Origin of the sequence: Marinobacter sp. F4216 (genome assembly GCF_019931195.1) — a bacterium.
Taxonomy (GTDB): domain Bacteria; phylum Pseudomonadota; class Gammaproteobacteria; order Pseudomonadales; family Oleiphilaceae; genus Marinobacter; species Marinobacter suaedae.
On sequence record NZ_JAIOUO010000004.1, the window covers coordinates 244467 to 268323 of the forward strand.

Here is a 23857-nt window from a genome sequence, read left to right on the forward strand (position 1 = left end):
GAGACATGGCAAACGACATCAAGATTTCCATCAAGAATCTGTACAAGATCTTCGGTCCGACACCGGACGTGGGACTGGAATACGTCAAGCGCGGCATGGACAAGAACGACCTGCTGGAGAAGCAGAATCACGTGCTTGGCCTGAAAGACATCAACGTGGACATGCGAGAGGGCGAGATCACCGTGATCATGGGGCTGTCCGGCTCCGGCAAGTCCACGCTGATCCGCCACCTGAACCGCCTGATCGAACCCACGGCTGGCGAAATCCGGTTCGACGGCGAGGATGTGCTGGACTACGGCGAGGAAGACCTGCGCAAGCTCCGCCGCGAGCGCATGTCCATGGTATTCCAGAAGTTCGCCCTGCTGCCCCACCGCACGGTTCTGGAGAACGCCGGCATGGCCATGGACGTTCGTGGTTTCAAGACGGCGGACTTCGAGAGCGAGGCCCGCAAGTGGCTGGCCCGGGTCGGTCTGGAAGGCAACGAAAACCAGTACCCCCACCAGTTGTCTGGCGGTATGCAGCAGCGGGTCGGCATCGCCCGTGCCCTGGTGTCCAACGCGCCGGTGATGCTGATGGACGAGGCCTTCTCGGCGCTGGACCCGCTGATCCGCTCGGACATGCAGGACCTGCTGCTGGAATTGCAGGAAGAGTTGCAAAAAACCATCGTGTTCATCACCCACGACCTGGATGAGGCCCTCAAGCTGGCTGACCACCTGGTCATACTGAAGGATGGCGAAGTAGTCCAGCAGGGCGACCCGCAGGATATCCTGCTGAATCCGAACGATCCTTACATCGTCGACTTCATCAGTGACATCAACCGCGCCCGCGTACTGCGGACCCGGTCGGTGATGACCGAAGGCGTCGATGACAGCCTGCAATTCGCCGGGGATGTGTCTGACCAGGACAATCTGGAAACCGTGCTTTCCCGCTCCGGCGGCGATACTTCGCTGACTTTCCGGGTCATGCGAGAGAATGAACCGGTGGGTACCCTGGACATGAAAGCTCTGACCAGGGCCTTGGTGCCAACCGAAGCCTCCAGCGAACGGGAAAAGCGCTCAGCCTGAGTGCTTTCCCCGAACAAAAGCCCCCGACGTTCCGGCGCCAGGGCTTTTTTATGTATTCAGCCCGGGGGATCCGGCGCTATCGAAGCTGGCTGTCTTTGCTGCCTCTGCGATTGATGCCCCCGGCGCGGGTATCCTGCTTTTCATGGGCCGACTGGCAGTCTATGCACAACCGGACGCCGGGAATCGCCTTGCGCCGGGCCTCCGGAATCGGGGCGTCACATTCATCGCACTGCGTGGCGCTCTCGCCCCCGGCCAACTGACGGCGTGCGCGCTCAATCTCGTCTTCAACGCTTGCGTCGATCTGCTCCTGAACCGCGCCATCACGCGACCATCCGCCAGCCATAGTTCCCCCATACTCTGGATGCCTGTATCCATTAAAAGGTAGCATCCAGATGCGAATACACCGGAGTTAACGCTGCCGTCATCAGGAGACATCATGTCGTATACCAGCCACTACACACCCGAAACCCTGAGCCGTGACGAGCTGGACCAGAGTTCTGGCCCCATGGTGATCGAGTTCGGCGCTAACTGGTGCGGGATCTGCCGGGGTGCGCAGGCGGCGATCAGGGCGGCCTTGGACAATCACCCCGACGTCCCGCATGTAAAGGTTGAAGATGGCAAAGGCCGCAGATTGGGGCGGACGTTTGGCGTTCAACTGTGGCCGTCGCTGATTTTTTTGAAGGATGGTGAAGAAATGGCGCGGGTCGTCCGCCCGGAAAGCAGCAGCGAGATCGAACGTGCACTGCTAAAAATTTAGTGCTGCTGCCAGAATGACTGGCCCCTGGTCAAAACCTGGCGGTAGTCAGTCAAAACCTCCGTTTGCCTTTGCAGGAGTACCAGCGGCCTCATCACTCGCCGGCCCGATCAACCTGGTCGGAGGGAAATGCCTTGATCACGTCCCCTTCCGGGGTCGCCAGCAGGAGTTCGCCAAAACGCCCGATCCGAATGGAGGATGCCCGACTCAGGAGCTCCAGGAAGCGTTCTTCCTGCAACATGAGCTCCGGGGAACAGGCCATTCGTGAGCTGGCCATCTGACTGAAGCTCACACCACCTTCCTGATCCATCAGGTAGGTTCCGGAATACCGATTACAGGAAGCCGTGCCGGCTACCCGGTTACCGTTCAAAAAGCTGATGCTCATGCGCGAACGATTAATGATGTCAGCACCCGCCAGCTTACCCACCACCCATTCAGCCCCCATATACAAGCGTTCTGGATTGCCGCCACAGCCCACGTAGATGTCCTCGTCCACCGACAACCACACCTGATTGGGATACTGGGCACCCGACATAGAGTCCTGGCAAACCTGCCGGGTCACCGTCAGCTTCACGTTCATGCCTGCGCCGGCCGCGATGAACTGGCGACCGTATCGATCCGTTTTGTCCAGCTTGGCGGGCAAGCGCAGTGTGGTGTCCCGCTCAAATGGCCGGTTGAGGATTAACTCGTCCCCGATCACCCGGGCCTGCCAATAGGGCTCATTGCCCACTGCCCGGAACGGCATCTCTATGGCCCCCGGGGGGAGGCATTCCGGATATTGCTGGCCTCGAATGGTCAGCAAGGCGGTATCGCCGGTGCGCAGGAAGCGGGTACTTTCGTTGCCCGGGGCCACGAACAGTTCGCCCGCATCGCTTTCGGCGGGCTTCACGAGCAGCTGGTTGTCCTGATACGCAATAGTGAGCAGTGGATTCTCATCGTTCGACAGAACCGTGATATCCAGCTGACCACAGGCGTAGCCTTCTTCCACCTTGATCTCGGGTTCCGGCGAGCTCTGGCAGGCAGACAACAACAGGCCAACCATGGCGAGAAAGGGAAACGCCCGAAGGCCTGGTAGGTGCATAATCGGATTCCTTGATATCGAAGCCATTGGAAACAGTGTAAGCCCCATACCCGCGGCAAGCCATTTGTTGGACGCTGGCGATACTTCCGGTCGGGGCCTTCTTATCTTCCGGCCAGCCGATTAAGCTAGTACCAAAGCATCAGGAGGTTACCCATGGCTATCAAGCTGTACCAGTTCGCCATTTCCCATTACTGCGAAAAAGTCCGCTGGGCACTGGACTTCAAGGGTCTCAAGTACCAGACCGTTACGCTCCTGCCCGGCCAGCACATCAAGACCATCCGGCAGTTGACCAGGGGGAAGACCTCCTCGGTACCGGTATTGGAGCACGATGGCCATGTTGTGCAGGACTCCCCGAAGATTCTGGACTACCTGGATGAAACCTTTCCAGACAATCCACTGACCCCAGCCGATCCGGAGCTCAGGGAACAGGCGCTGGCCTGGGAGCAGCGGCTGGACGCCGAGGCAGGCCCGGCCGTACGCTGCTATGCCTACCACCATTTCCTGAAGCGCCCGAAAGTGGTCATCCCGATGCTCGCCGCCGGTACCCCCTTCTACAACCGCTATCTGCTGAGCCTGATCTTCAGTCGGGTGGAGGAGATGATGCGCCAGTGGATGAAGATCAACGAGAAAACCTCAGAACAGTCTCGACTGGTCATGGAACAACTGCTGACGGACCTGACGGAAGCCTATCAGAACAGCCCGTTCCTCGTGGGCGACAGCTTCACCCGTGCAGACCTGACGGCTTCGGCCATGTTTTCCCCCATGTTCCAGCCAGCCGCTTTCCCGGTGCCCTGGCCCAAGCCCGAGAAGATTCCGGCGGATGTCTCCGGCTGGCTGAACCAATGGCAGGAGCAGCTCCAGGTACTGTCCAACCTGTACGAACGGAATCGCCAAGCCGGGTAAACCCGCCCGGGTGTCGCAAACCGCCACCGGCTGTGTCGGAAAACGACAACGCAGCCGGAGCGTGTCCGTGCCAGAATAACACCACATAATAAGAGTAAAACGGATACACCCCATGGCCATCACCGACATGTTGCTGGCTGTCCTTGAGGACAGCGGACTGATGCCTCTCTGGCAGATGGTTGCCCCCTGGCTTGCCCTGGACGAACGCCAGTTGATCTTTGTGATCGCGACACCAGTGTTCATCGCCATCACCCTGTGGGAATACCTGCGCATACGGCATAATCCGGCGCTGATGGACGGGCGCGAGGCCATACGCAATTTTGCCCTGGGCGCCGGCTACCAGACCACGGAACTGCTGTTCGCCGGGCTGATTGCCTTTCCGGTCTATGCCCTGTGCTATCACTACCGCTTGTTTGACCTCGAATTGAACGCGCTGACGGCGTTTCTGACCTTTATCGGCGTGGAATTCTGCTTTTACTGGATGCACCGGACCAGTCACCGGGTGCGCTGGTTCTGGGCGGCGCACATTGTCCACCACTCCTCGGAGCGCATGAACTTTTCCACCGCCATGCGCCAGAACGCCACCAATATTTTCAACGGCAACTGGCTTTTCTACCTGCCCCTGGCTCTGCTGGGCTTCAATCCGGTCTGGATAGGCGTGGCCTACGCCCTGTCGCTGGTCTACCAGTTCTTCATCCACACCACCCTGGTTGGACAGTTGCCGGGCTGGATTGAACTGATCTTCAATACGCCAAGCCACCATCGGGTCCATCACGGCCGAAATCGGGGCTATATTGACCGCAACTTTGGCGGCGTACTGATCATCTGGGACCGTCTCTTTGGCACCTTTACTGCCGAAGACAGCCAGGAGCCGCCAACATACGGCGTCACTACACCGCCCCCGTCCAACAACCTGCTGGTTCTGTGGACTCACGAATACGTCGACCTGTTCCGTGACATGGCTCAGCCGGGAAGATTAATGTTACGGATCAAACACCTATGGAAACCGCCGGAATGGAAACGCCCGGCTTCGCCAAACTCAGGGACCGCCCATGCACGAACACCCGTTAACACTGACCAGTGAGGACGATCACCTCATCAAAGGCACGACCTTTACCACCGATCGCCCTCAAGCCGTTCTGGTCATTGCCCACGGCATGGCTGAACACAATGGACGATACGCGGATTTTGCCCGCTGGCTGGGCCAGCACGGAATTGCGGCAATTACCTTCAATCATCGGGGCCACGGCCCGGACTGCTCACCGAAAGATCTGGGGCATTACAGCGACCGGGACGGCTGGCACAAGGTAACGGACGACTTGCACCGGGTGCTGACCCATGCCCGGCAGCAGTTTCCGGGAATACCGGTCATCCTGCTGGGACACAGCATGGGCTCGTTCATCGCCCAAAGCTGCCTTCAGCAGCACGGCAATGCGGCGGATGCCCTGATCCTGAGCGCCACCAACCGGATCAACAAGCCCGAACTACTGGCCTACCGGACACTGATCATCGGGCTCAAGAAGGTGTTCGGCAAACGCCATCAAAGCCCGATACTGGCCAACCTGTCCTTCGGTCGCTTCAACAAGCACTTTGTTCCGGCCCGAACGGACGCGGATTGGCTTAGCCGTGACCCAGACCAGGTGGATGCCTATCTGGCCGACCCCCTGTGTGGCTTTAATTGCACCAACGGCCTGTGGCACGACCTGGTTCAGGGCATGCTGTCTATCAACCCCAGAGCCTGGCGCAAGGATCTGCCGGTGCACCTGTTTGCCGGCACCGACGACCCGGTGGCAGAGATGGGCAAAGGGGTCACCCGGCATTTTCGGACCATTCGCAATGCAGGGGTAAAACGGGTTACCTTCCGGTTGTTCAATGGCGGCCGACACGAAATGCTGAACGAAACCAATGTGGAAGAAGTTCGCGAGTACATCCTGGCACTGTGCCAGTCTCATCTGCCCAAGGAGGCTCCCGAAAAACAGACCACAGCACCGACAGCCTGATCCGCAACAGCGCCCTATGATGTTTTTCCTTGCCGCCGATGAAGAAGCGCCCCGCCCGGCTGGAGTATGAGGGGGCGGTGTGGATGCAGATAAAGTCAGTGGCGATTGTGGCTCAGGTGGAGAAAGGAAAGGGAGGTCTGGGAGCACGCCGTGCGCAATGGGAACACCCCGGCGAATGATGCCGGCCAGCTCCCTTCCCGGAGCCAGCCTTGCGCCATGCAGAAAGAGCGGTTAGCGGGTGCCGAACACCACCATGGTTTTACCTTTGACCCGAACCAGCCCCTGGTCTTCCAGGGTTTTCAGAACCCGACCAACCATCTCGCGGGAACAACCCACGATACGGCCGATTTCCTGCCGGGTGATTTTGATCTGCATGCCGTCGGGGTGAGTCATGGCATCCGGTTCCTTGCACAGATCCAGCAGGGTGCGGGCCACTCGTCCGGTCACGTCGAGGAACGCCAGGTCGCCCACTTTGCGGGTGGTCTGGCGCAGACGCGATGCCATCTGTTCGCCGATAAAGTAAAGGACGCGGGGATCCTGCTGAGCGATTTCCCGGAACTTGGTGTAGGAGATCTCTGCGACCTCACACTCAGTCTTGGCCTTAACCCAGGCACTGCGGGAATCCAACTTATCGAACAGCCCCATCTCGCCAAAGAAGTCTCCGGCGTTGAGGTAGGCCATAATCATTTCCCGGCCATCATCATCCTCAATGATAACGGTGACCGACCCCTTGACGATGTAAAACAGCGAATCGCTTTTGTCACCTGCGTAGATAATGGTGCTCTTCGCCGGATAACGACGACGGTGACACTGAGAGAGGAAGTAGTCGAGATGCTTGGTCTTCTGCTCAACCGGCTTGATGATAGTGGCCATAATGCGAGCTGTGCCTCCTGAATGCGGGCGCTTCCCAATGGTTATTGTTTATCCCGCCTTCCATGCGGGTTCATTACATTTCGTTCAAAATCACGCACACTTATAGCAAGAAGGCCCACACTGAGCAACAGCAAAACCACTACAACATGTGCTCGCAAGCCCGTCCATTGGCTGTTCGCACCGTTGGTCTGTGCTAGCATCCCGCCAAACCCTGGCAGTACTGGTCTTGCACCGGTATTTTACTGATTGATCATGGAGTGTTTTCGATGAAAGCAACTGTTGACTGGACGGGTAACGTCAGTTTCAAGGCCACCAGTGGCACCGGACACGAGGTCCAGATGGACGGACCACCACACGATGGCGGTCAGAATCTTGGTCCCCGTCCGATGGAAATGCTGCTGATGGGCGTGGGCGGCTGCTCTTCCTACGATGTGGTCACCATCCTGAAAAAGAGCCGTCAGGATGTCACCGCCTGCCACACCGAACTGGAAGCCGAACGTGTCGATGCCGTGCCGGCCATTTTCACCAAGATTCACCTTCACTTTGTGGTCACTGGCCGGGGCCTGAAGGAAAACCAGGTCAAGCGCGCAGTCAGCCTGTCTGCCGAGAAATATTGCTCCGCCTCCATCCTGATGGAAAAGGCGGGTGTGGAGATCACCCACAGCTACGAGATCCGCGAGGCGGAATAACCGCCCAAACAACCATCTTACGGCCGGGCGGCGATCTGTCTGCGAGCACGCCTCCCGGCACCACGTCAAAATGTTCACTTTCGGTACTATTCACGCCCGATGGCTGTGTGCATAATACGCAGCCTCTAAGCCGACCTGATCAAAAGACGTACAGTTTGATCAAGGACGGCCTCGGCAGGGCTCCGGCGAGCTTACTGTTGTCATTCAATCTTTTGCACGGAGGGGGCTGAACATGGAAAACAAACTTCAGCTACACGGGTTCAACAACCTGACCAAATCCCTGAGTTTCAATATTTACGATATCTGCTACGCCCAGACCGAAGAGCAGCGCGAAGCCTATATCGATTATATCGACGAGATGTACAACGCCGAGCGTCTGACCCAGATTCTGACTGACGTGGTCAAGATCATTGGAGCCAATGTACTGAACATTGCGCGCCAGGACTACGACCCCCACGGCGCCTCCGTGACCATGCTGATCGCCGAACATGAGCTGACCAGTCCCGGCGAACGGGATAATGAGGAATCACCAGGCCCCCTGCCTGACGCCATCGTGGCGCATCTCGACAAAAGCCACGTAACGGTTCACACCTATCCGGAAAGCCACCCGCACGACGGCGTCAGCACGTTCCGCGCGGACATCGATGTATCCACCTGTGGCCTGATTTCACCCCTCAAGGTGCTCAACTACCTGATCCACAGCTTCGATTCCGATGTAGTCACCGTCGATTACCGGGTACGCGGCTTTACCCGGGACGTGGACGGCACCAAGCACTACATTGATCATGACATCAACTCGATCCAGAACTACCTGACCGAAGATACCCGGAACGCCTATCAGATGATCGATGTGAACGTGTATCAGGAAAACCTGTTCCACACCAAGATGATGCTGAAGGAATTCAACCTCGAGAACTACCTGTTCGGTTTGAAGCCCAGCGATCTGGATCCGGAAGAAGCGCGGTCCATTGAAGATCGCCTGCGTACTGAAATGCTGGAAATCTTTTACTCCCGCAATCTGGGTTAATCGTCCCGGCGGGCGGGTCTCCTCCAGACCCGCCCAATCATTCAATTATTTTGAATATTCCTGCCAGTTTTCTCCGTTTTATACCGTCGTCCAGAGCGCGTTAAATAGCCTCATATCCTGTCATTCTCACTTGGGAGAACGCATATGAGCCACACCATTCTTGTTGTTACCGCCAGCATGTTTGGCAAGCAAGGCCAGTCATCTCAACTGGTTTCCCGCACACTGGAAAGCTTGAAGGACAACTATCCGGACGCCGAAGTAAACTATCGGGACCTCGCCAGCGAACCCGTACCCCATCTGGATGCAGAACGGTTTCAGTCCTTCCTGACGCCGGAAGAGGATCTCAACGCGGAGCAGAAAGCAGCCCTGAACCACTCAAACGAACTGATTGATGAACTGAAGCAGGCCGATGTCGTTGTGCTTGGCGTTCCCATGTACAACTTCGGCATTCCTTCAGTGCTAAAGGCTTACTTCGACCACATAGCCCGGGCCGGAATTACCTTCCGCTACACGGAGAACGGCCCTGAGGGATTGCTTGAGGATCGTCCGGTTTACATTCTGGCAGCCCGTGGCGGCATGTATGCCAACACACCGAACGACAGCCAGACTCCGTATCTGCGTTCGTTCCTCAATTTCCTTGGCCTGAAGGACCTCCACTTCGTTTATGCCGAAGGGCTGAACATGGGCGACGACCAGAAGCAAAACGCGCTGGAGGAAGCCCACGAACGTATCGAGGCCGTCACGGTCTGACAATACATCTATGGAGGACAGCGTATGACCAGTCGTACCGTGCAAAGAGTCATTCCAGCCCTGGAAACCTCCGATGGCGCCGGCGTTCGCATCAAGCGTTCGCTGGGCCAACACCCGAGCGTGCGGCTGGACCCCTACCTGATGCTGGATGAGTTCGGCTCCGACCAGCCCCAGGACTACATCGCCGGCTTCCCGGCGCACCCGCACCGGGGCTTTGAAACGGTCACCTATATGATTGAGGGGCACATGCTCCATGAAGATCATCTGGGCAACCGCGGCCATCTGCGTAACGGTGGCGTGCAGTGGATGACGGCGGGCCGGGGCATCGTGCACTCGGAAATGCCGCAACAGGAATCCGGCCTGATGCGGGGCTTCCAGCTCTGGCTCAATCTGCCTTCGTCCGAGAAGATGCAGCCAGCGGGATATCGGGATATCCAGCCTGAGGACATTCCGCAGATCCACCAGAAGGGCGCAACGCTGAAGCTGATTGCAGGCTCCCTGAATCTGGCGGAGTCCACGCTCGAAGGCGCCGTGTCAGGTGGTTCAACACGCCCCCTGTATGCAGATGTACAGCTTGAGGCGGGCGCCGACATCCGTATTCCGGTTCAGGCTGGCAATAATGCCGTGGTCTACCTCTACGAGGGCGAGGCCTCGGTCGTAGCGGACAGCGAGAGCAAACCATTACAGGGCTCTGCCGCCAGCGTGCTGACGGACGGCGACGAGGTGCACCTGCGGGCGGGAGGCCAGCCAGCGAGACTGCTGGTGATTGCTGGCAAGCCCATCGGCGAGCCGATCGTGCAGTACGGTCCGTTCGTGATGAACACCCGCGAAGAGATCGAACAGGCCCTGCAAGACTATCGGGATGGACGCCTGACGGCCTAGGCGAAAGGCTTTCCGGCAATCAGCCGCTGCACCATGGGCCTGACCATCAGGTCCATGGCCAGCGGCATCTTTGTACCCGGAATCACCATGGTGTCGTGGCGGGATAAAGTGCTGCCGGGAATAACCTGCAGCAGGTAAGGCAAGTCCACTTCCGAGGGATCACGGATGTGGATCACCAGCAGGCTTTCATCCTCGGTCGGCACATCCCGAACCACAAACGGATTGGAGGTATCCACCAGCGGAATTCGCTGGAAGTTGATGTGGGTATGGGAGAACTGCGGCACGATATCGTGCACGTAGTCATCCATCCGGTTAATGATGGTCTCCACCACCGCATCCTGGCTGTAGCCCCGCTTGTGGGTGTCCCGGTGGATTTTCTGGATCCACTCCAGATTGACGATCGGCACCACGCCAATCAGCAGGTCGACGTACTGGGCGATGTTGTAGCTCTCGGTTACAACCCCACCATGCAATCCCTCGTAGAACAGCAAGTCCGTGTCTGCCGGCAGGGACCCCCAGGGGGTAAAGGTGCCCGGCTTGTGTCCCAGCTCCATCAGCTCCCTGTCTTCATCATGCACGTACTGCCGATAACGTCCGTTGCCGGTGTGAGCGTAGTCGTAAAACAGGGCTTCGAGCTTATCGATGTGATTGGCCGCCAGCGCGAAGTGGTTGCGCTCACCGAACTGCCCCTTGGCCGCCAGTCGCGCCATTTGCTCCCGGTTGTACCGATGGAAACTGTCACCGGTCACCATGGCGGCAGTCAGGCCTTCGCTGGCAAACATTCGGCTGAAAATCTGGCCTGTGGTTGTGGTTCCAGCTCCGGATGAACCGGTTACCGCGATAATCGGGTGGCGTTTGGACATAATTCCTTGGTCCGAAGGTCAGGTCAGGCTCTCCAGTAGCCTTGGCTTTTCGATGGCGAAACCCTGAGCGTAGTCCACACCCAGCTGGGTCAGGATATCCAGTACCTCGCGGGATTCCACCTGGGCGGCAATCACCTCGCGCCCCATGTAATGCGCCATATCCACCATGGATTTCACCATGGCCCGGTCAGTTTCGCTCAGATTGAGCTGGTTGGTAAAGGTGCCATCGATCTTGATCATGTCCACCGGCAGGGAGCGCAGGAACTCGAAAGACACCGGGCCACTGCCAAAATTACCGAGGCAGAACCGACAGCCCAGTTCCTTGATCTCCCGCATGAACTCCACCACAGACTCGATATCCCGGATCGCCGATGCTTCGGTCAACTCGAACCACAGCCGCTCGATAGGCGCGTCCTTGTGGCTGAGCTTTTCGTAGATGAACTCGAGCAAGGATTTGTCATTCAGGGAATAGCCGGACAGATTAATGCAGATACCACCCAGGTGACGCGGATCCGGCGCGGTTTCCTGAACCCAGTCCAGCATGTGCCCCACCACCCAGCGATCCACCGCCTGCATCTGGTCATACCGTTCAGCCATGCGGATAAAGTCCCGGCCCGAAATCAGATTGCCGACATCGTCGTACATGCTGATCAAAATCTCGTACTGGGGCGACATACTGGCCTTGGCGTGCAGGGGGATGATCTTCTGGCAGCGCAGGAGCATGCGCTCCTCATCCAGGTTGCCCAGACTCGCCACGCGGGCGGCGATCTGCGCCTTGCGCGCTTCATCTCCGGCATCGATGGGGGCCACGTTCACTTTGCCAGCGCCCTCGTGCTTGGCGTCCTTCAGTGCGTGCTCACAGGCTCTCATCCAGCGCTCCGCGCTGACCATCGAGGGCACTTCCGGTACCACGCCAATGTTTGCCGACAAATGATAGGTCCGGCCTTCGAACTCGAATTCCGCGCTCTCTACCGCCTGCACCAACGCCTGTGCGATCGACTCCGCGTTATCCGAAGGCACCAGCATGGCAAATTCGTTGCCGGCCAGGCGGGCCAGTGAAACCTGCTCGCCCGCCAGCTTGCGGAACACCTCAGCAATTTCTTTCAGCACCGCGTCGCCGGCTTCTTCACCCGCAGTGTCATTGAGCAGGCGGAAGTGCCGTAGGTCGATTCTCAACAGGGCCTGGAGGCTCTCACGCTGAACCAGATGCTGATTGACGGTACGTTCGAATTCCCGGCGTCCCAGAACACCAGTCAGTTCATCGTGGGTAGCGGCCCAGGAAAGCTGGTCGTACACCTTTCGCACCATCCGATCGATGCTTTCATCCACCAGTGGCCGCTCGTACTGGTCATCCTCGACGATCGTGCCGTCCCGCATCCGCTTGGCCAGCGCATCCAGATCCAGATCCACCACCCGCATACCCTGATGGTTAACAAACACGTAGCGGCTACTGCCGCGGGCAATCCACACCAGACGAATGTACTGGGGTGTGTCTGGTTTTTCCTGGTCCCGCAGCCAATCACCAACCTTGAGATGCTGAACGCGCTGCACCCAGCGCTGCAGATCTTCCTGGCCCTGACCGGACGCCTCGCCGGCATCGGCTTCCCCACCGATGCCGGCGGCAGGCACGTCAACCATCTCCGGCGTCTCCCCCGGGGTCCGCACAAGGAAACGTTTCAGGTCTTCGCGGATTTGTGAGGCCGGCATCTGATTGCTGGAAATGGACGCCAAGCCGTCCTGAATCACCCGCAGCATCTCGGCCATGTTGGGCGCGTTTTCCGGATCATCGGCAAAGGTCAGCAATGAATCAATCACGGCCAGGTAGTCGACCCACAACTGGCTGTCCGGCCCCTGGCGAATCCAGGTCAGCGACAGCAGATCCCGCCAGCCGCCCTCAACCAGGGTCATCACAGCCCTGGGCACCCGACGACCCGCCAGTCGCTCATCCAGGATCTGGGCGACCGCCTCCTTGGATTCCGCAACTTTCTGTGCGCCCTCGGCCGCCGCGGTTACCCGCTCGACGTTACGACGGTACACCAGATTCTGGCGCTCAATCAGGGCATCCAGCTCATGCACCGTTTGTTCGAAAACACCGATATCCTGCTCAAATTCGGTGGTGATCCGCTGCACCAGTTCATCGACCCGCCGTTGCAACACAGGATTACTACGCCCGCCCTTCACACCCAGCTGGGCAAGACGGTTCATCACCCCGCGCACCGGGCTGTTCTGGTCATCGAAAAAGGCCGGATCCCGCATAACCACTTTCAGTACCGGAACTTCCAGCTGACGTACCCGTTCGCGGGCATCGTCGCTGAGTTTCGGGCTCTCCACCACAGACCGGAAAAACCGGTCAACCACATCCAGGGTTTCCTGCTGGGCATCATCCAGCTTGGCCGGCCCACTGGCACGAACGCGCTCTACCACGCGCTCTTTGAGCGTTCCACTGCCCTCGGCAGCTTCCACCGGCTCAACCTGAAGACCCTGCAACTCCCGGAACAGCTCCCCGCTCGACAATGGCTTCGCATCAGCGGCGAAGGTCGCCTTTTCTTCTTTTACCTGAGGCGAACGACTGGCCGACAAGCTGGCAAGCAGATTGCGCACCGTAGCAAAGGCAGACTGGGCAGCTTGCGTCTGGCTGTTCCATTCACCGCTGAGTTGTGATGCCGATTTCGCTCGCCCGGCCCGCTGGCGAACCGGAGCTTCCACGGTGTCAGTGGCGTCAGCTGCCTCAGACCTGGCAGACACCGAAGTAGCCTGTGGCTTTGGCGCGCTGGCTGCCTTCGGTGCGGGCTTGGGTGCCGGTTTTGGAGCAGGTGGCGAGCGGCGGGCCGGAGCAGCGTTTGCTTCCTTACCACTCAGGTATTTACTCAGATCGAGATCGGGCAAGACGCCCTGACGAATCAGGATGTCATTCAATTCTTTATACAGGGGGGCCAGTTTCTGCAGAACGGTCTGCTCAAAGACTTTCAGGCAGACCTTCTCAACATCCCTGGACAGTTTGAGCTGACTGAGCCCGGTATGGAAGGCCTCACACACCAGCGAGGGCCCAAGGGGATTATGATGGCCAGTCGCATTGGCGACCCCGAGCTTGTCGAGTCGCAGCTTGAGCTGAAGCAGGTCACCACGGTACTGGGTGTCCGCCTTGGTCACCATCACCCGAATAGTGAGCCAGTCCTCGAACTCCCCCTTATCGACAATGGACAATTCAGAACCCGGAAAGCCCTTGGGAACGGGCTTCATGGGTGATTCGAGATTGCGGGACATCTGGTGCCAGATGACACGCTGACGCGCCTGCAGCTGACCACTGGCATCCATCAATTCGTTGGCCTGCTGGTCATTCAATGCTTTCTGGGCGGCGCTATTCAACGCCTCGACCATTTGGGGAAAGCAGTTCTCCATCAACGGCTGAATGTATTGAACCACTGCCTTCGCCGTCTGATGCAAGACAAACTGGAGGTTATCGGTCGGTGCCTTGAGGCTCGGACGATCCTGCTCTTTCGACGCACCACAAAGCTGAAGCATCGCGTCCACAGCTTCTGGATTGGGGCGGGTGAAGCACACACCCATGGCACCTTCTATGCGACGGACAATCGACACATGGAGTTCATGGCGGCGACCGTCCGGGCTGCGGAAACGAACCAACACCTCGGGCAACTCGGTTCCGCTAAGCGCACGCTCAAGATGACGGGAAGTGTCGCCGGAGAAACGGACAAACAGCCCTTCGGCGCAGAAGTCAGCAATCTGGCATGGCCAGGACTGGCCAGCACCAAGTTCCAACTGGGCAGCCAGCTTGATCGCTTTTCGGGGGCTGCCTCGGCGTTCTCTCGGATCCATGAACATCCTGATGATATGAACAACGGGCCGAAAGGAATGACCGTTTCCTGGTCCCCGGCCCTCGTCCCTGAAAACGGTAGTAATCGTCTGCTGCTACTGTGAAAACTTTCCCTGTACTGCAGCCTCAGGCTTCCACCTTACCACCCCACCAGTATAGCATTCGGACACATGAACCCCCTTAGCGTTTGCATCATTTTGCTAATTTTTACCTTTGTCAGCGGATGCTCGACAGTGGCGTATTACGCCCAGGCCATCGGCGGTCACACGTCCCTGATGATGTCGGGCGATTCGATCGACGATCTGATCGACAGCCCCGCGACGGAAACGACGCTGCGCAACAGGCTGATACTCGTCAAGCAGACCCGGAAGTTTGCCCGTGACGAGCTGTCACTCCCGGTGGGCGACGCGTTCACCGACTACGTGGAACTGGAGCAACCCTGGGTGGTCGTCAATCTGGTGGCCGTGCCGGAGTTTTCCCTGAGTCCACACCAGTGGTGCTATCCCGTGCTGGGCTGCCAGGCCTATCGGGGTTATTTCCAGCTTGAGGATGCCCGCAGAGAGCAGAAGCAGTTCGACCAGTCCGGCTACGACACACTGATCGGCGGCGTGACGGCCTACTCCACACTCGGCTGGTTCGACGATCCCCTTCACTCCAGCTTTATCGCCCTGCCGGAAGAGCGGATGCTGGCCCTGATGTTCCACGAACTGGCCCATCGGGTGGTGTACATAGGCGGCGATACAGCGTTCAACGAGAGCTTTGCGACGGCGGTCGAGCTAGAAGGTTTGGCGCTCTGGGTCAGCCGGCATGGCAACCCCGAGTGGTTTGAACGGGCCAAGGAACGACTGCAGCAACGGGAACAGACACTTGCCCTGGTAAAACACACCACCAGTCGCCTGGATGAACTTTACCGGCAGGCGGGCCAACGCCCCGACACAGAACTCCGGGCTGAGAAAACCGAAGTACTGGATCAGCTTCTGGCCGAGTACGACCGCTTATCCGAGCAATGGCAACAACCCGGCCCTTTCGGCACTCAGCCAGAGAGCCTGAATAACGCGAATCTGGCGCTCTTCCGGCAATACAACCAGTACGTCGACGGATTCCGCCAGCTGCTCAGGGACCATGACTACGATTTCCCCGCCTTCTATGACGCAGTGGCAACCCTGGGAGCCCTGCCAGAGCCCGAACGCCAGCAACAACTGACGGCGTTAGTTGAGCGGTTTGAAGAACACCTTTGAGTTTCGGTTGGTGTTGTAGGCCGCGAGTTTCGGGCCGGGCAACTCCTGAACGGTAGACGGTTCGAAGCCCCGCTCTCGGAACCAGTGCTCGGTTTGGGTGGTCAACACGAACAGTTTCCGGAACCCATGGCCCCGGGCCAGCTTTTCGATCATGGCCAGCAGTTCGTCGCCCCGACCGGAACGTCGATAGGCGGGGTCCACCGCAAAACAGGACAGCTCGCCCGCCTGCTCATCCGGATACTGGTACAGGGCCGCGCAACCCACAATGCTACCATCTCTCTCGGCCACCACGAATCCGTCAATCTCCGTTTCCAGCATTTCCCGGGAACGTCGGATCAAAACGCCCTGCTCTTCGAGTGGTTGAATCAGCTCGATGATGCCGCCGATATCCTCGACCTGGGCCGGACGAATCTGCTCATAGAGGTCTCCACTGACCAGCGTTCCGGAACCGTCCCGGGTAAACAGCTCTTCCAGCAGCGCGCCGTCATCCACATAGCTGATGATGTGCGCCCGCCGAACGCCCTTCACGCAGGCCTCGCAAGCCGCCCGCAACAGGGTCGCATTCTCATTGGCCATGGTCTCCTGCGCGAGACGCTCCGAGGCCTGCCGGGCCGACAGCTCCCGAATCAGCTCTCCGCCGTTATCCAGCACGCCCTGACCGTCAATGAAGGCGATCAGTTTTTCCGCCTTCAGGGCCGCAGCCACCTGACTGCCGACATCTTCATAGGACAAGTTGAACGCATCTCCGGTGGGCGAATAGCCCAGCGGCGGCAATAAGACGATATGCCCTAACTCAAGCAGGCTTTCGATCCCGGACACATCCACACGGCGGACTTTACCGGTGTAGCCGAAATCGGTTCCATCCAGCACGCCGACGGGACGGGCAACCACATAATTGCCGCTGCTGACCCGGATTCGTGCATTGTGCATGGGTGAATTCACCAGTCCCATGGACAACTGGCTTTCAAGCACCGCCCGAAGGCCGCCGACCGCTTCCAGCACCAGTGGCAACTGTTGCTCCGAGGTAACACGCAGCCCCTGGGAAAAATCAGACGCCAAGCCAGCCGAATCCAGCCGTGCCTGAATCTGGGGCCTGGCGCCATAGGCCACCACCAGTCGAACCCCCAGACTGCTCAGCAGGGCAATATCATGGATGATGTTAATGAAGTTGCCGTGGGCAATGGCGTCGCCTGGCAGCGTCAGCACCACGGTTCGGCCCCGATGGGCATTGATATAGGGTGAGGAATGGCGGAATCCGTGCAGCCAGTCGTTCGATTTCAATCCGGGCTCCCTATCAACTCAATTACAGGCAGAACTGCCTGATCAATCCTTTCAGAATGCGTACCGCCGGCTCCAGCTGAGCCAGCTCCAGAAACTCATCCGGCTGATGAGCCTGATCGATGGAACCGGGCCCCATGACCAGGGTTTCCATGCCCGCCTTCTGTAACCACGGAGCCTCGGTGGCAAAGGCCACGGCCTGCGCCGAATGCCCGGTCAATGCCTCACAAGCCTTGACCAGAGCCGCATCTTCCGCAGTTTCAAAGGGCGGCACCCCTTCGAACAGGGGCTCAAATTCCAGCTCAAGCTCACGCCGCTGAGCGATGGGTTGGACCTGTTGCAAAATGGCCTGGCGCAATTCCTCCATACTCATACCGGGCAACGGGCGCAGATCAAAATGCAGTTCGCACTGGGCACAAATCCGGTTCGGGTTATCACCACCGTGAATGCAGCCCAGGTTCAGCGTGGGCACATCCACCTTGAAGTGAGGATTGCGGTACGTCTCCTGCCACTGACTGCGCAGCGCAAGTAACTCGTTCAATGCCTCGTGCATCCCCTCAAGCGCGTTGCGCCCCAGAGCCGGATTCGAGGAATGGCCGGAACGCCCCTCAAACTTGAGGCGTTCCATCATGATGCCCTTGTGCATGCGAACCGGTCGAAGCCCGGTCGGTTCACCAATAACCGCATACCGGGCTTTGGGCTTACCTGCGGCCGCCAGCGCGCGAGCCCCGCTCATAGAGCTTTCTTCGTCCGCGGTGGCCAGGATAATCAGTGGCTCTTTCAGAGGCTGGTCAACATACTCCCGGGCCGCCTCAATGGCCAAAGCGAAAAAGCCCTTCATGTCGCAGGTGCCAAGGCCGTACCAGCGGTTGTCCCGCTCGGTCAGCTGGAATGGATCACTTTGCCAGCGCTTGTCGTCAAACGGCACGGTGTCGGTATGGCCCGACAGCACCAGCCCACCCGGCCCGGACCCCAGCGTGGCTATCAGGTTGAACTTTCCGGGCACGCCGGGCACCGGCAGGATTTCCAGGTCAAATCCGAGCGGCTCCAGCCAGCTGGCAAGCAGATGGACGACCGCCTCGTTGCTGTAATCCCACTCAGCAGACGCGCTGCTGATCGATGGGATGGCAATCAACCGCTCCATCATGGTTTTCACACCGGGAACGGTAGCGGCCTTCTCATTCATCTGGGACATACTCCCTCCGGATCTACCCCGAGATCACTGTGTCTGGCCGCGGCGCCAGACTTCAAAACCGGTCACGGCGCGAATCAACATCGGATAGGCGACCTCACCGCCACCCACCTTGCGGGCGACTTCCAGCTCACGTTCGCCAACCTTCACCAGCCGCCCCTCAACCACATTGTCATTCGAGAGAGTCACTCTGACGGTATGGCCAATCCAACGGTCGGCCGTCTCTAACGACTGAGCATACCACCTTTTCTCCCGGGCCGATTCACCCGACTCGACAACCGGTACTGCGGCCCGGGAAACCGGCGCAGCCGGGGCCTGAGTCTTCTGCAGGTACACATCGGGCACAACGGCACTGTTATAGGTGACATCCCAGCCAGGCCCGGCAACACCGGCGGGATACACAGGAACACCGGCAAACTCACCATCCGGTCGGAGCACCGCCGTCACCTCACCACCTTCCAGTAACCATTGACGGTAGAGTGCTTCAAACTGATCGCTGGGCAGCAGACCACGGGCCTTCAGGGCACCCTCGAGGACCTGGACGGTTCGGCGAGCCCAGTCAGCTGGCTCAATACCCGCCCGTTCGCTGCAGTAGGCGGAAATGCGTCGCATCAGGCCGCTGTCCCGCAGCGTGACGGTAATAAGCTGGCTGGAACTATCCAGCACAGCCTCGGGATCATGAGGCTGGAAACGAGCACCTGGCCAATCGATCTCGATGCTCCCGGTGCCAGCGGTATTGAGCTCAATCAGCAAGCCATCGGGACGCTGGTGCATCAGTAGCTCACCGCCGGTGAGCCCCGGAATGCCAATATTCATCAAATCCTGACTGCTGATAGGCTGGTTTGGATCCGCGGAACAGGAAAGTACAAACAGCGGTGGCAGACTCGCCTGCGCAACGGTTTCATCGGTCACCCAGTTCCGCAGCATCGGACTGTTCAGGCTCATTTCCAGGCCTTCCGCCTGGAGTGTCCAGCCACCGGATAAAGACGCAGGATCCATCAGTGCTTCGATCAGGTCGAGAGGCGATCCGGCGTCGAATTCAAAGCGGCCAATCGCCAGCGGACTGGTCAGGCGAAAGTCCTGCCAGCTGGCATTCGACAACACGAGCTGCCCCTCCAGCCCCGACCTGATAGTGCCCCGTTCAAAGACGCCAAGAGGCTCCAGAGCCGTACGCGCATCAGCCGCTCGCTGATCCGCCAGCCACCACACTCCCGCCTTGAAGGCCGCCACCCCGACCAGCCCCAGAACCACCAGCCATTTCAACAGACGCAACATCCGGCAACTCCTACCTCTGTCTGATCAATTGCGCGATATCAGGGTACCCACACCCTCATCGGTGAAGATTTCCAGCAAACAGGCATGGGCAACCCGGCCATCGATGATGTGGGAGGTGCGCACGCCGTTTTCGACCGCGTTCAGGGCGCAACGGATTTTCGGCAGCATGCCACCGTGGATAGTCCCATCGTCGATCAGGTCGTTGACCTGCTGGGCGGTGAGGCCGGTCAACACCTGACCTTCCTTGCTCTTCAGGCCGGACACGTTGGTCAGCAGAATGAGCTTCTCGGCTTTCATGGCTTCTGCCACCTTGCCCGCTACCAGATCCGCGTTGATGTTATAAGAGGCGCCATCCGGTCCCACGCCAATCGGCGCAATCACCGGGATCACGTTGCTTTGGGTCAGCATGTCGATGACGTCCACGTTCACACTGGCCACTTCGCCCACATGACCGATGTCGATGATTTCCGGGCGCTCGAGTTCCGGCGAACGGCTGACCACTTCCAGCTTGCGAGCGCGGATCAGGTTGGCGTCTTTGCCGGTCAGACCGACAGCCGTACCACCATGGGCATTGATCAGGGACACGATTTCCTTGTTGACCTGGCCACCCAGCACCATCTCAACCACGTCCATGGTCTGGGCATCGGTGACCCGCATGCCGTTGACGAAGCGGGACTGGATATTCAGGCGATCCAGCAGGTCGCCAATCTGCGGGCCACCGCCGTGCACCACGATCGGATTGATGCCCACCAGTTTCATCAGCACCACATCGCGCGCGAAGCTGCTTTTGAGCTCCTCGTTCTCCATCGCGTTGCCACCGTACTTGATGACCACTGTCTTGCCAGTGAAGCGCTGAATGTAAGGCAGCCCCTTGCTCAATACCGACGCTACCTGAATTGCCGAATCACGATCCAATGCCATGCTGATGCCTTACCTTTCCATGCTGATAAAAATGACCGGCCGATACTCAGAGCTCGACCGTTACCTCCGGTGCGACTTTGGCCAACTGCGCCCGGAACACATCCTTGATCCGTTCCAGAGCCGCCTCGGTTTCTGCTTCAAACCTCAACACCAGAACCGGCGTGGTGTTGGATGCCCGGCACAAGCCCCAGCCATCGGGATAATCCACCCGCACACCATCGATGGTGCTGATGCGGCCATCGCCAAACTCACCTTCCTGTGACAGGCGCTCAACGATGGCAAACTTGGTGCTTTCCGTTACGTCCACGTTCAGCTCCGGGGTGCTGACGTCTTCCGGGAAGTCCTCAAAGACTTCACTACTGTGCCGATCCTCAGCGCCCAGAATCTCCAGAAGACGGGCCGCCGAGTAAAGGCCATCATCAAAGCCGAACCAGCGCTCGCCAAAGAAGATATGACCGCTCATTTCACCCGCCAGCAAGGCGCCGGCCTCCTTCATCTTCGCCTTCATCAGGGAGTGGCCGGTTTTCCACATAATCGGTCGCCCGCCTGCTTCGCTGACGGTATTCGCCAGCCGTCGGCTGCATTTTACGTCATACAGGACGTCCGCACCGGGATTGCGGGAAACGACATCCCGGGCAAACAACATCAACAACCGGTCCGGCCAGATGATCTTGCCGGTATTGGTCACAACGCCCAGGCGGTCGCCATCGCCGTCAAAGGCCAGGCCGATGTCCGCGTTTTCCTCTTGTACCCTGGCAATCAGGTCCGCCAGATTGGCAGGCTTGCCAGGATCCGGATGATGATTAGGGAAGTTACCGTCCACGTCACAGTAAAGCGGGATAACCTCGCAACCGAGCTCATCAAGTAGCATCGGTCCCAGTTCTCCGGCAATGCCGTTCCCGGCATCCACCACAACTTTCATGGGCACAGCCACGCCAACATCCTGCAGGATGCGATCCAGGTAGGCGCGACGAACATCCTGCCGGGATGCGTTGCCCTGCCCCGTCGCCAGATCGCCGGTCCGCACCCGCTGGTACAGTTTCTGAATCGCCTCGCCCGAGAGCGTTTCGCCACCCAGCATGATTTTCAGGCCGTTGTAGTTGGCCGGGTTATGGCTGCCTGTCACCATCACACCGGAGCCAGTCCCAAGCTCATGGGTGGCGAAATAAAGGACCGGCGTGGGCACGGCACCAACATTGATGACATCACACCCGGTCGCCATGATGCCCTCGCCCAGCGCTGCGGCAAGACCCGGGCTCGAATGACGACCATCGTAACCAATGCAGATAGCCTGAACGCCACGGACCAGGGCTTCGGAACCAATGGCCTGGCCGATAGCCTGCACCACCTCTTCTGAGAGGCTCTCGCCAACAATACCGCGAATGTCGTAGGCCCGGAAAATCTCCGGAGAGAGATTTACCGACGGCTGGGCACCCCCGCCCACGTCCAGCGCATCGTCGCCAAAGAGCGAGTCATCGCCGCTGCCCAGATTGAGCACATCCTCGTCTTCACTGAGCACGTCGATATCCAGGGAATCCTCCCCCTGGAACAATGGTTCGTCATCCTCAGGCAGTGTTGAATCAAGACTGGCTGGCTTTCGTGGTTTGGCGGAACCCGCAGCCTTGGCAACTCGCTTTTCCACCATCTGGGCCATGCGGTTCATGGCCTCACCGGCAGAGCCCACCATCTCCCAACGAGCGATCGGCGGAGCGGCCCGTTCGCCAGCGAGGGCTTTCTGGGCCCACTGGATCAACCGGGACACATCGGTCCTCAGGCTACGCTGAGCCCCGGTCAGCAATAACCAGACCAAAACAGCGGCGAGCAGGACAGGAACCCCGATCAGACCAGCAAGCAGGATGATATTGACCGGTGCCTGGGGGCCACTGGCGGGCATATAGGCCACGGACCAGTCCGGGTTGATCAGTGCCCGGGTTTCTGAAGCCGCAGAGACCTGGCCACTGCCCGCTACGGTACGAACAGTACCGGAAACCGACTGGGTCAACGCCAGCGTACCGCCAAGATCCGCATTGACCACCTGCAACAGCGGCTGCAACCGGGCAGCCTCAAAAATTACCAACAGGCTGCCAAGAGTCTCGTCACTGCCCGTACGCTGGACCGGTGCGGCCATCTGAAAGTACCAGCGACCGTCGCGGGGGAAGGCATCCGCCACCGACGCTTGCCCCTCCTGGGCTTTGCGTGCCAGCTCCAGACCAGCAAAACCCAACAGCCCACTGCTGCCCGCCGACCGGGGGATTTTCTTGTTGGCAAACAGATGGGCGTCCTTCAAACCGGGAAGCGCATGATCCAGGCTATCCAGAACGGCTTCGACACCACGTCCCGAGGTGACCGCGGACACCACATCTGAACGGGTTGCCAGGCTATTCACACTCTCCTGCAATTGAGTCAGGTGCAGATTCAGTCGCTGGGCAGCGGCATCCGCTTCGACGGTTTTTTGCGCCGAGTGGTGAGCCTGGGTGGCAGGCTGAACCACCAGAAAGTGCACCAGTACGACCGCAACAATGCCTGCCAGAAACACCGCCAGGGCCTGCTTGAGGGCAACGGAATCCAGGCGTTTCTGTTTCAGACCCGGCCCGGAACTCCCGACCTTGCCACTCTTCGCCTTCTTTGCGGAAGGCTCGGACGCTTTGTCTTTACCCAACTTCATAATGGTTCCCGTCTTTGTCGTTGTTGTTCCGAGTTATGGTTTTCTTAAGGTTCTGTACGTTATCGCGGGCGTATCGCCCGCTCAGTGCTTGCCGGTAGAGCCAAATCCACCTTCGCCGCGTTCACTGGAATCAAATTCTGAAACCACTTCAAAATCCGCCTGAACTACCGGGACCAGCACCAGTTGAGCGATCCGCTCACCCACCTCAACCGTAAAGGTCGTATCGCCCCGATTCCAGCAAGATACCATCAGCTCGCCCTGATAATCAGAATCGATCAGTCCAACCAGGTTGCCCAGCACGATACCGTGCTTGTGTCCCAGACCGCTGCGGGGGAGGAGCATTGCCGCCAGCGAAGGGTCGGCGATATGGATGGACAAGCCCGTTTTGATTAGCTGGGTCTGGCCCGGCTCCAGGGTCAGCGGCGCATCCAGGCACGCGCGCAGGTCCAGCCCAGCGGAGCCATCGGTCGCGTACTCGGGAAATGGAATGTCCTTTCCGATACGGTCATCCAGCACACGCACTTGCAACTTCTTTCTGGTCATAACGTTTTCCACAACAATGAAACAGGG

21 protein-coding genes are annotated in these 23857 nt (G+C 58.9%); 10 read left to right on the forward strand and 11 right to left on the reverse strand.

Features of this window, described 5'->3' with window-relative positions; translation table 11 throughout:
* Positions 1-5 precede the first annotated feature (5 nt).
* Entirely contained in the window at positions 6-1064 is a 1059-nt protein-coding gene (locus tag K8I84_RS10570) for a betaine/proline/choline family ABC transporter ATP-binding protein (protein WP_223794725.1), read from the forward strand.
* Between the two features lie 76 nt (positions 1065-1140).
* Here K8I84_RS10570 and K8I84_RS10575 read toward each other — a convergent pair whose 3' ends face one another.
* Complete coding sequence (locus K8I84_RS10575) at positions 1141-1407, reverse strand: DksA/TraR family C4-type zinc finger protein (RefSeq protein WP_223794726.1); 267 nt, start codon at positions 1405-1407, stop codon at positions 1141-1143.
* A gap of 93 nt (positions 1408-1500) precedes the next feature.
* On the opposite strand from K8I84_RS10575, the gene K8I84_RS10580 reads away from it, so the two are divergent.
* On the forward strand, positions 1501-1821 hold the full coding sequence (locus K8I84_RS10580) for a thioredoxin family protein (RefSeq protein ID WP_223794727.1): 321 nt from the start codon (positions 1501-1503) through the stop codon (positions 1819-1821).
* A 91-nt stretch (positions 1822-1912) separates the two neighbouring features.
* Here K8I84_RS10580 and K8I84_RS10585 read toward each other — a convergent pair whose 3' ends face one another.
* Complete coding sequence (locus tag K8I84_RS10585; protein ID WP_223794728.1) at positions 1913-2899, reverse strand: META domain-containing protein; 987 nt, start codon at positions 2897-2899, stop codon at positions 1913-1915.
* 153 nt (positions 2900-3052) lie between these two features.
* Between K8I84_RS10585 and K8I84_RS10590 the strand changes: the two genes are divergently transcribed.
* From K8I84_RS10590 to K8I84_RS10600, 3 genes are all read left to right on the forward strand, one after another.
* Complete coding sequence (locus tag K8I84_RS10590) at positions 3053-3802, forward strand: glutathione S-transferase family protein (protein ID WP_223794729.1); 750 nt, start codon at positions 3053-3055, stop codon at positions 3800-3802.
* A 112-nt stretch (positions 3803-3914) separates the two neighbouring features.
* Positions 3915-4886, forward strand: coding sequence for a sterol desaturase family protein (locus tag K8I84_RS10595; protein WP_223794730.1), 972 nt, complete (start codon positions 3915-3917; stop codon positions 4884-4886).
* A complete protein-coding gene (locus K8I84_RS10600) occupies positions 4855-5802 on the forward strand; it encodes an alpha/beta hydrolase (RefSeq protein ID WP_223794731.1) in 948 nt (315 codons plus the stop codon). The genes K8I84_RS10595 and K8I84_RS10600 overlap by 32 nt, the downstream gene beginning before the upstream one ends.
* 231 nt (positions 5803-6033) lie before the next feature.
* Here K8I84_RS10600 and crp read toward each other — a convergent pair whose 3' ends face one another.
* Positions 6034-6675, reverse strand: a complete 642-nt coding sequence (crp, locus tag K8I84_RS10605; protein WP_223794732.1) for a cAMP-activated global transcriptional regulator CRP — start codon at positions 6673-6675, stop codon at positions 6034-6036.
* Between the two features lie 266 nt (positions 6676-6941).
* Here crp and K8I84_RS10610 point away from each other — a divergent pair, with 266 nt between their 5' ends.
* From K8I84_RS10610 to K8I84_RS10625, 4 genes are all read left to right on the forward strand, one after another.
* Positions 6942-7364 (forward strand): OsmC family protein, encoded by a 423-nt coding sequence (locus K8I84_RS10610; protein ID WP_223794733.1) that lies wholly within the window; start codon positions 6942-6944, stop codon positions 7362-7364.
* 232 nt (positions 7365-7596) lie between these two features.
* Positions 7597-8391 carry an adenosylmethionine decarboxylase gene (speD, locus tag K8I84_RS10615; protein WP_223794734.1) on the forward strand — a complete coding sequence of 265 codons (795 nt, stop codon included), beginning with the start codon at positions 7597-7599 and terminating at the stop codon, positions 8389-8391.
* A gap of 144 nt (positions 8392-8535) precedes the next feature.
* The gene (locus K8I84_RS10620) at positions 8536-9141 is read left to right on the forward strand and encodes an FMN-dependent NADH-azoreductase (RefSeq protein WP_223794735.1); all 606 of its coding nucleotides are present in this window, start codon (positions 8536-8538) and stop codon (positions 9139-9141) included.
* A 24-nt stretch (positions 9142-9165) separates the two neighbouring features.
* On the forward strand, positions 9166-10023 hold the full coding sequence (locus K8I84_RS10625) for a pirin family protein (RefSeq protein ID WP_223794736.1): 858 nt from the start codon (positions 9166-9168) through the stop codon (positions 10021-10023).
* Here the strand turns inward: K8I84_RS10625 and K8I84_RS10630 are convergent.
* Positions 10020-10886 carry a phosphoribulokinase gene (locus K8I84_RS10630; RefSeq protein ID WP_223794737.1) on the reverse strand — a complete coding sequence of 289 codons (867 nt, stop codon included), beginning with the start codon at positions 10884-10886 and terminating at the stop codon, positions 10020-10022. The two genes, K8I84_RS10625 and K8I84_RS10630, sit on opposite strands and share 4 nt — an antisense overlap.
* Before the next feature lie 18 nt (positions 10887-10904).
* Positions 10905-14720 carry a DUF1631 family protein gene (locus tag K8I84_RS10635; RefSeq protein WP_223794738.1) on the reverse strand — a complete coding sequence of 1272 codons (3816 nt, stop codon included), beginning with the start codon at positions 14718-14720 and terminating at the stop codon, positions 10905-10907.
* A gap of 231 nt (positions 14721-14951) precedes the next feature.
* Here K8I84_RS10635 and K8I84_RS10640 point away from each other — a divergent pair, with 231 nt between their 5' ends.
* Positions 14952-15956, forward strand: a complete 1005-nt coding sequence (locus K8I84_RS10640; RefSeq protein ID WP_317848212.1) for an aminopeptidase — start codon at positions 14952-14954, stop codon at positions 15954-15956.
* On the opposite strand, the gene argA is transcribed toward K8I84_RS10640, so the two are convergent.
* The 6 genes from argA to dut all read right to left on the reverse strand — a co-directional run bounded on the left by argA (position 15927) and on the right by dut (position 23830).
* The gene (gene argA / locus K8I84_RS10645) at positions 15927-17237 is read right to left on the reverse strand and encodes an amino-acid N-acetyltransferase (RefSeq protein WP_223794740.1); all 1311 of its coding nucleotides are present in this window, start codon (positions 17235-17237) and stop codon (positions 15927-15929) included. The two genes, K8I84_RS10640 and argA, sit on opposite strands and share 30 nt — an antisense overlap.
* Before the next feature lie 22 nt (positions 17238-17259).
* Complete coding sequence (gene argE / locus K8I84_RS10650) at positions 17260-18429, reverse strand: acetylornithine deacetylase (protein ID WP_223794741.1); 1170 nt, start codon at positions 18427-18429, stop codon at positions 17260-17262.
* Positions 18430-18453: 24 nt separating this feature from the next.
* Positions 18454-19701 (reverse strand): acetylornithine deacetylase, encoded by a 1248-nt coding sequence (locus tag K8I84_RS10655; protein ID WP_223794742.1) that lies wholly within the window; start codon positions 19699-19701, stop codon positions 18454-18456.
* A gap of 24 nt (positions 19702-19725) precedes the next feature.
* Complete coding sequence (gene argB / locus K8I84_RS10660; protein ID WP_223794743.1) at positions 19726-20622, reverse strand: acetylglutamate kinase; 897 nt, start codon at positions 20620-20622, stop codon at positions 19726-19728.
* 46 nt (positions 20623-20668) lie between these two features.
* On the reverse strand, positions 20669-23287 hold the full coding sequence (locus K8I84_RS17015) for a phosphomannomutase/phosphoglucomutase (protein WP_317848213.1): 2619 nt from the start codon (positions 23285-23287) through the stop codon (positions 20669-20671).
* A gap of 81 nt (positions 23288-23368) precedes the next feature.
* A complete protein-coding gene (dut, locus tag K8I84_RS10670; RefSeq protein WP_223794744.1) occupies positions 23369-23830 on the reverse strand; it encodes a dUTP diphosphatase in 462 nt (153 codons plus the stop codon).
* Positions 23831-23857 lie beyond the last annotated feature (27 nt).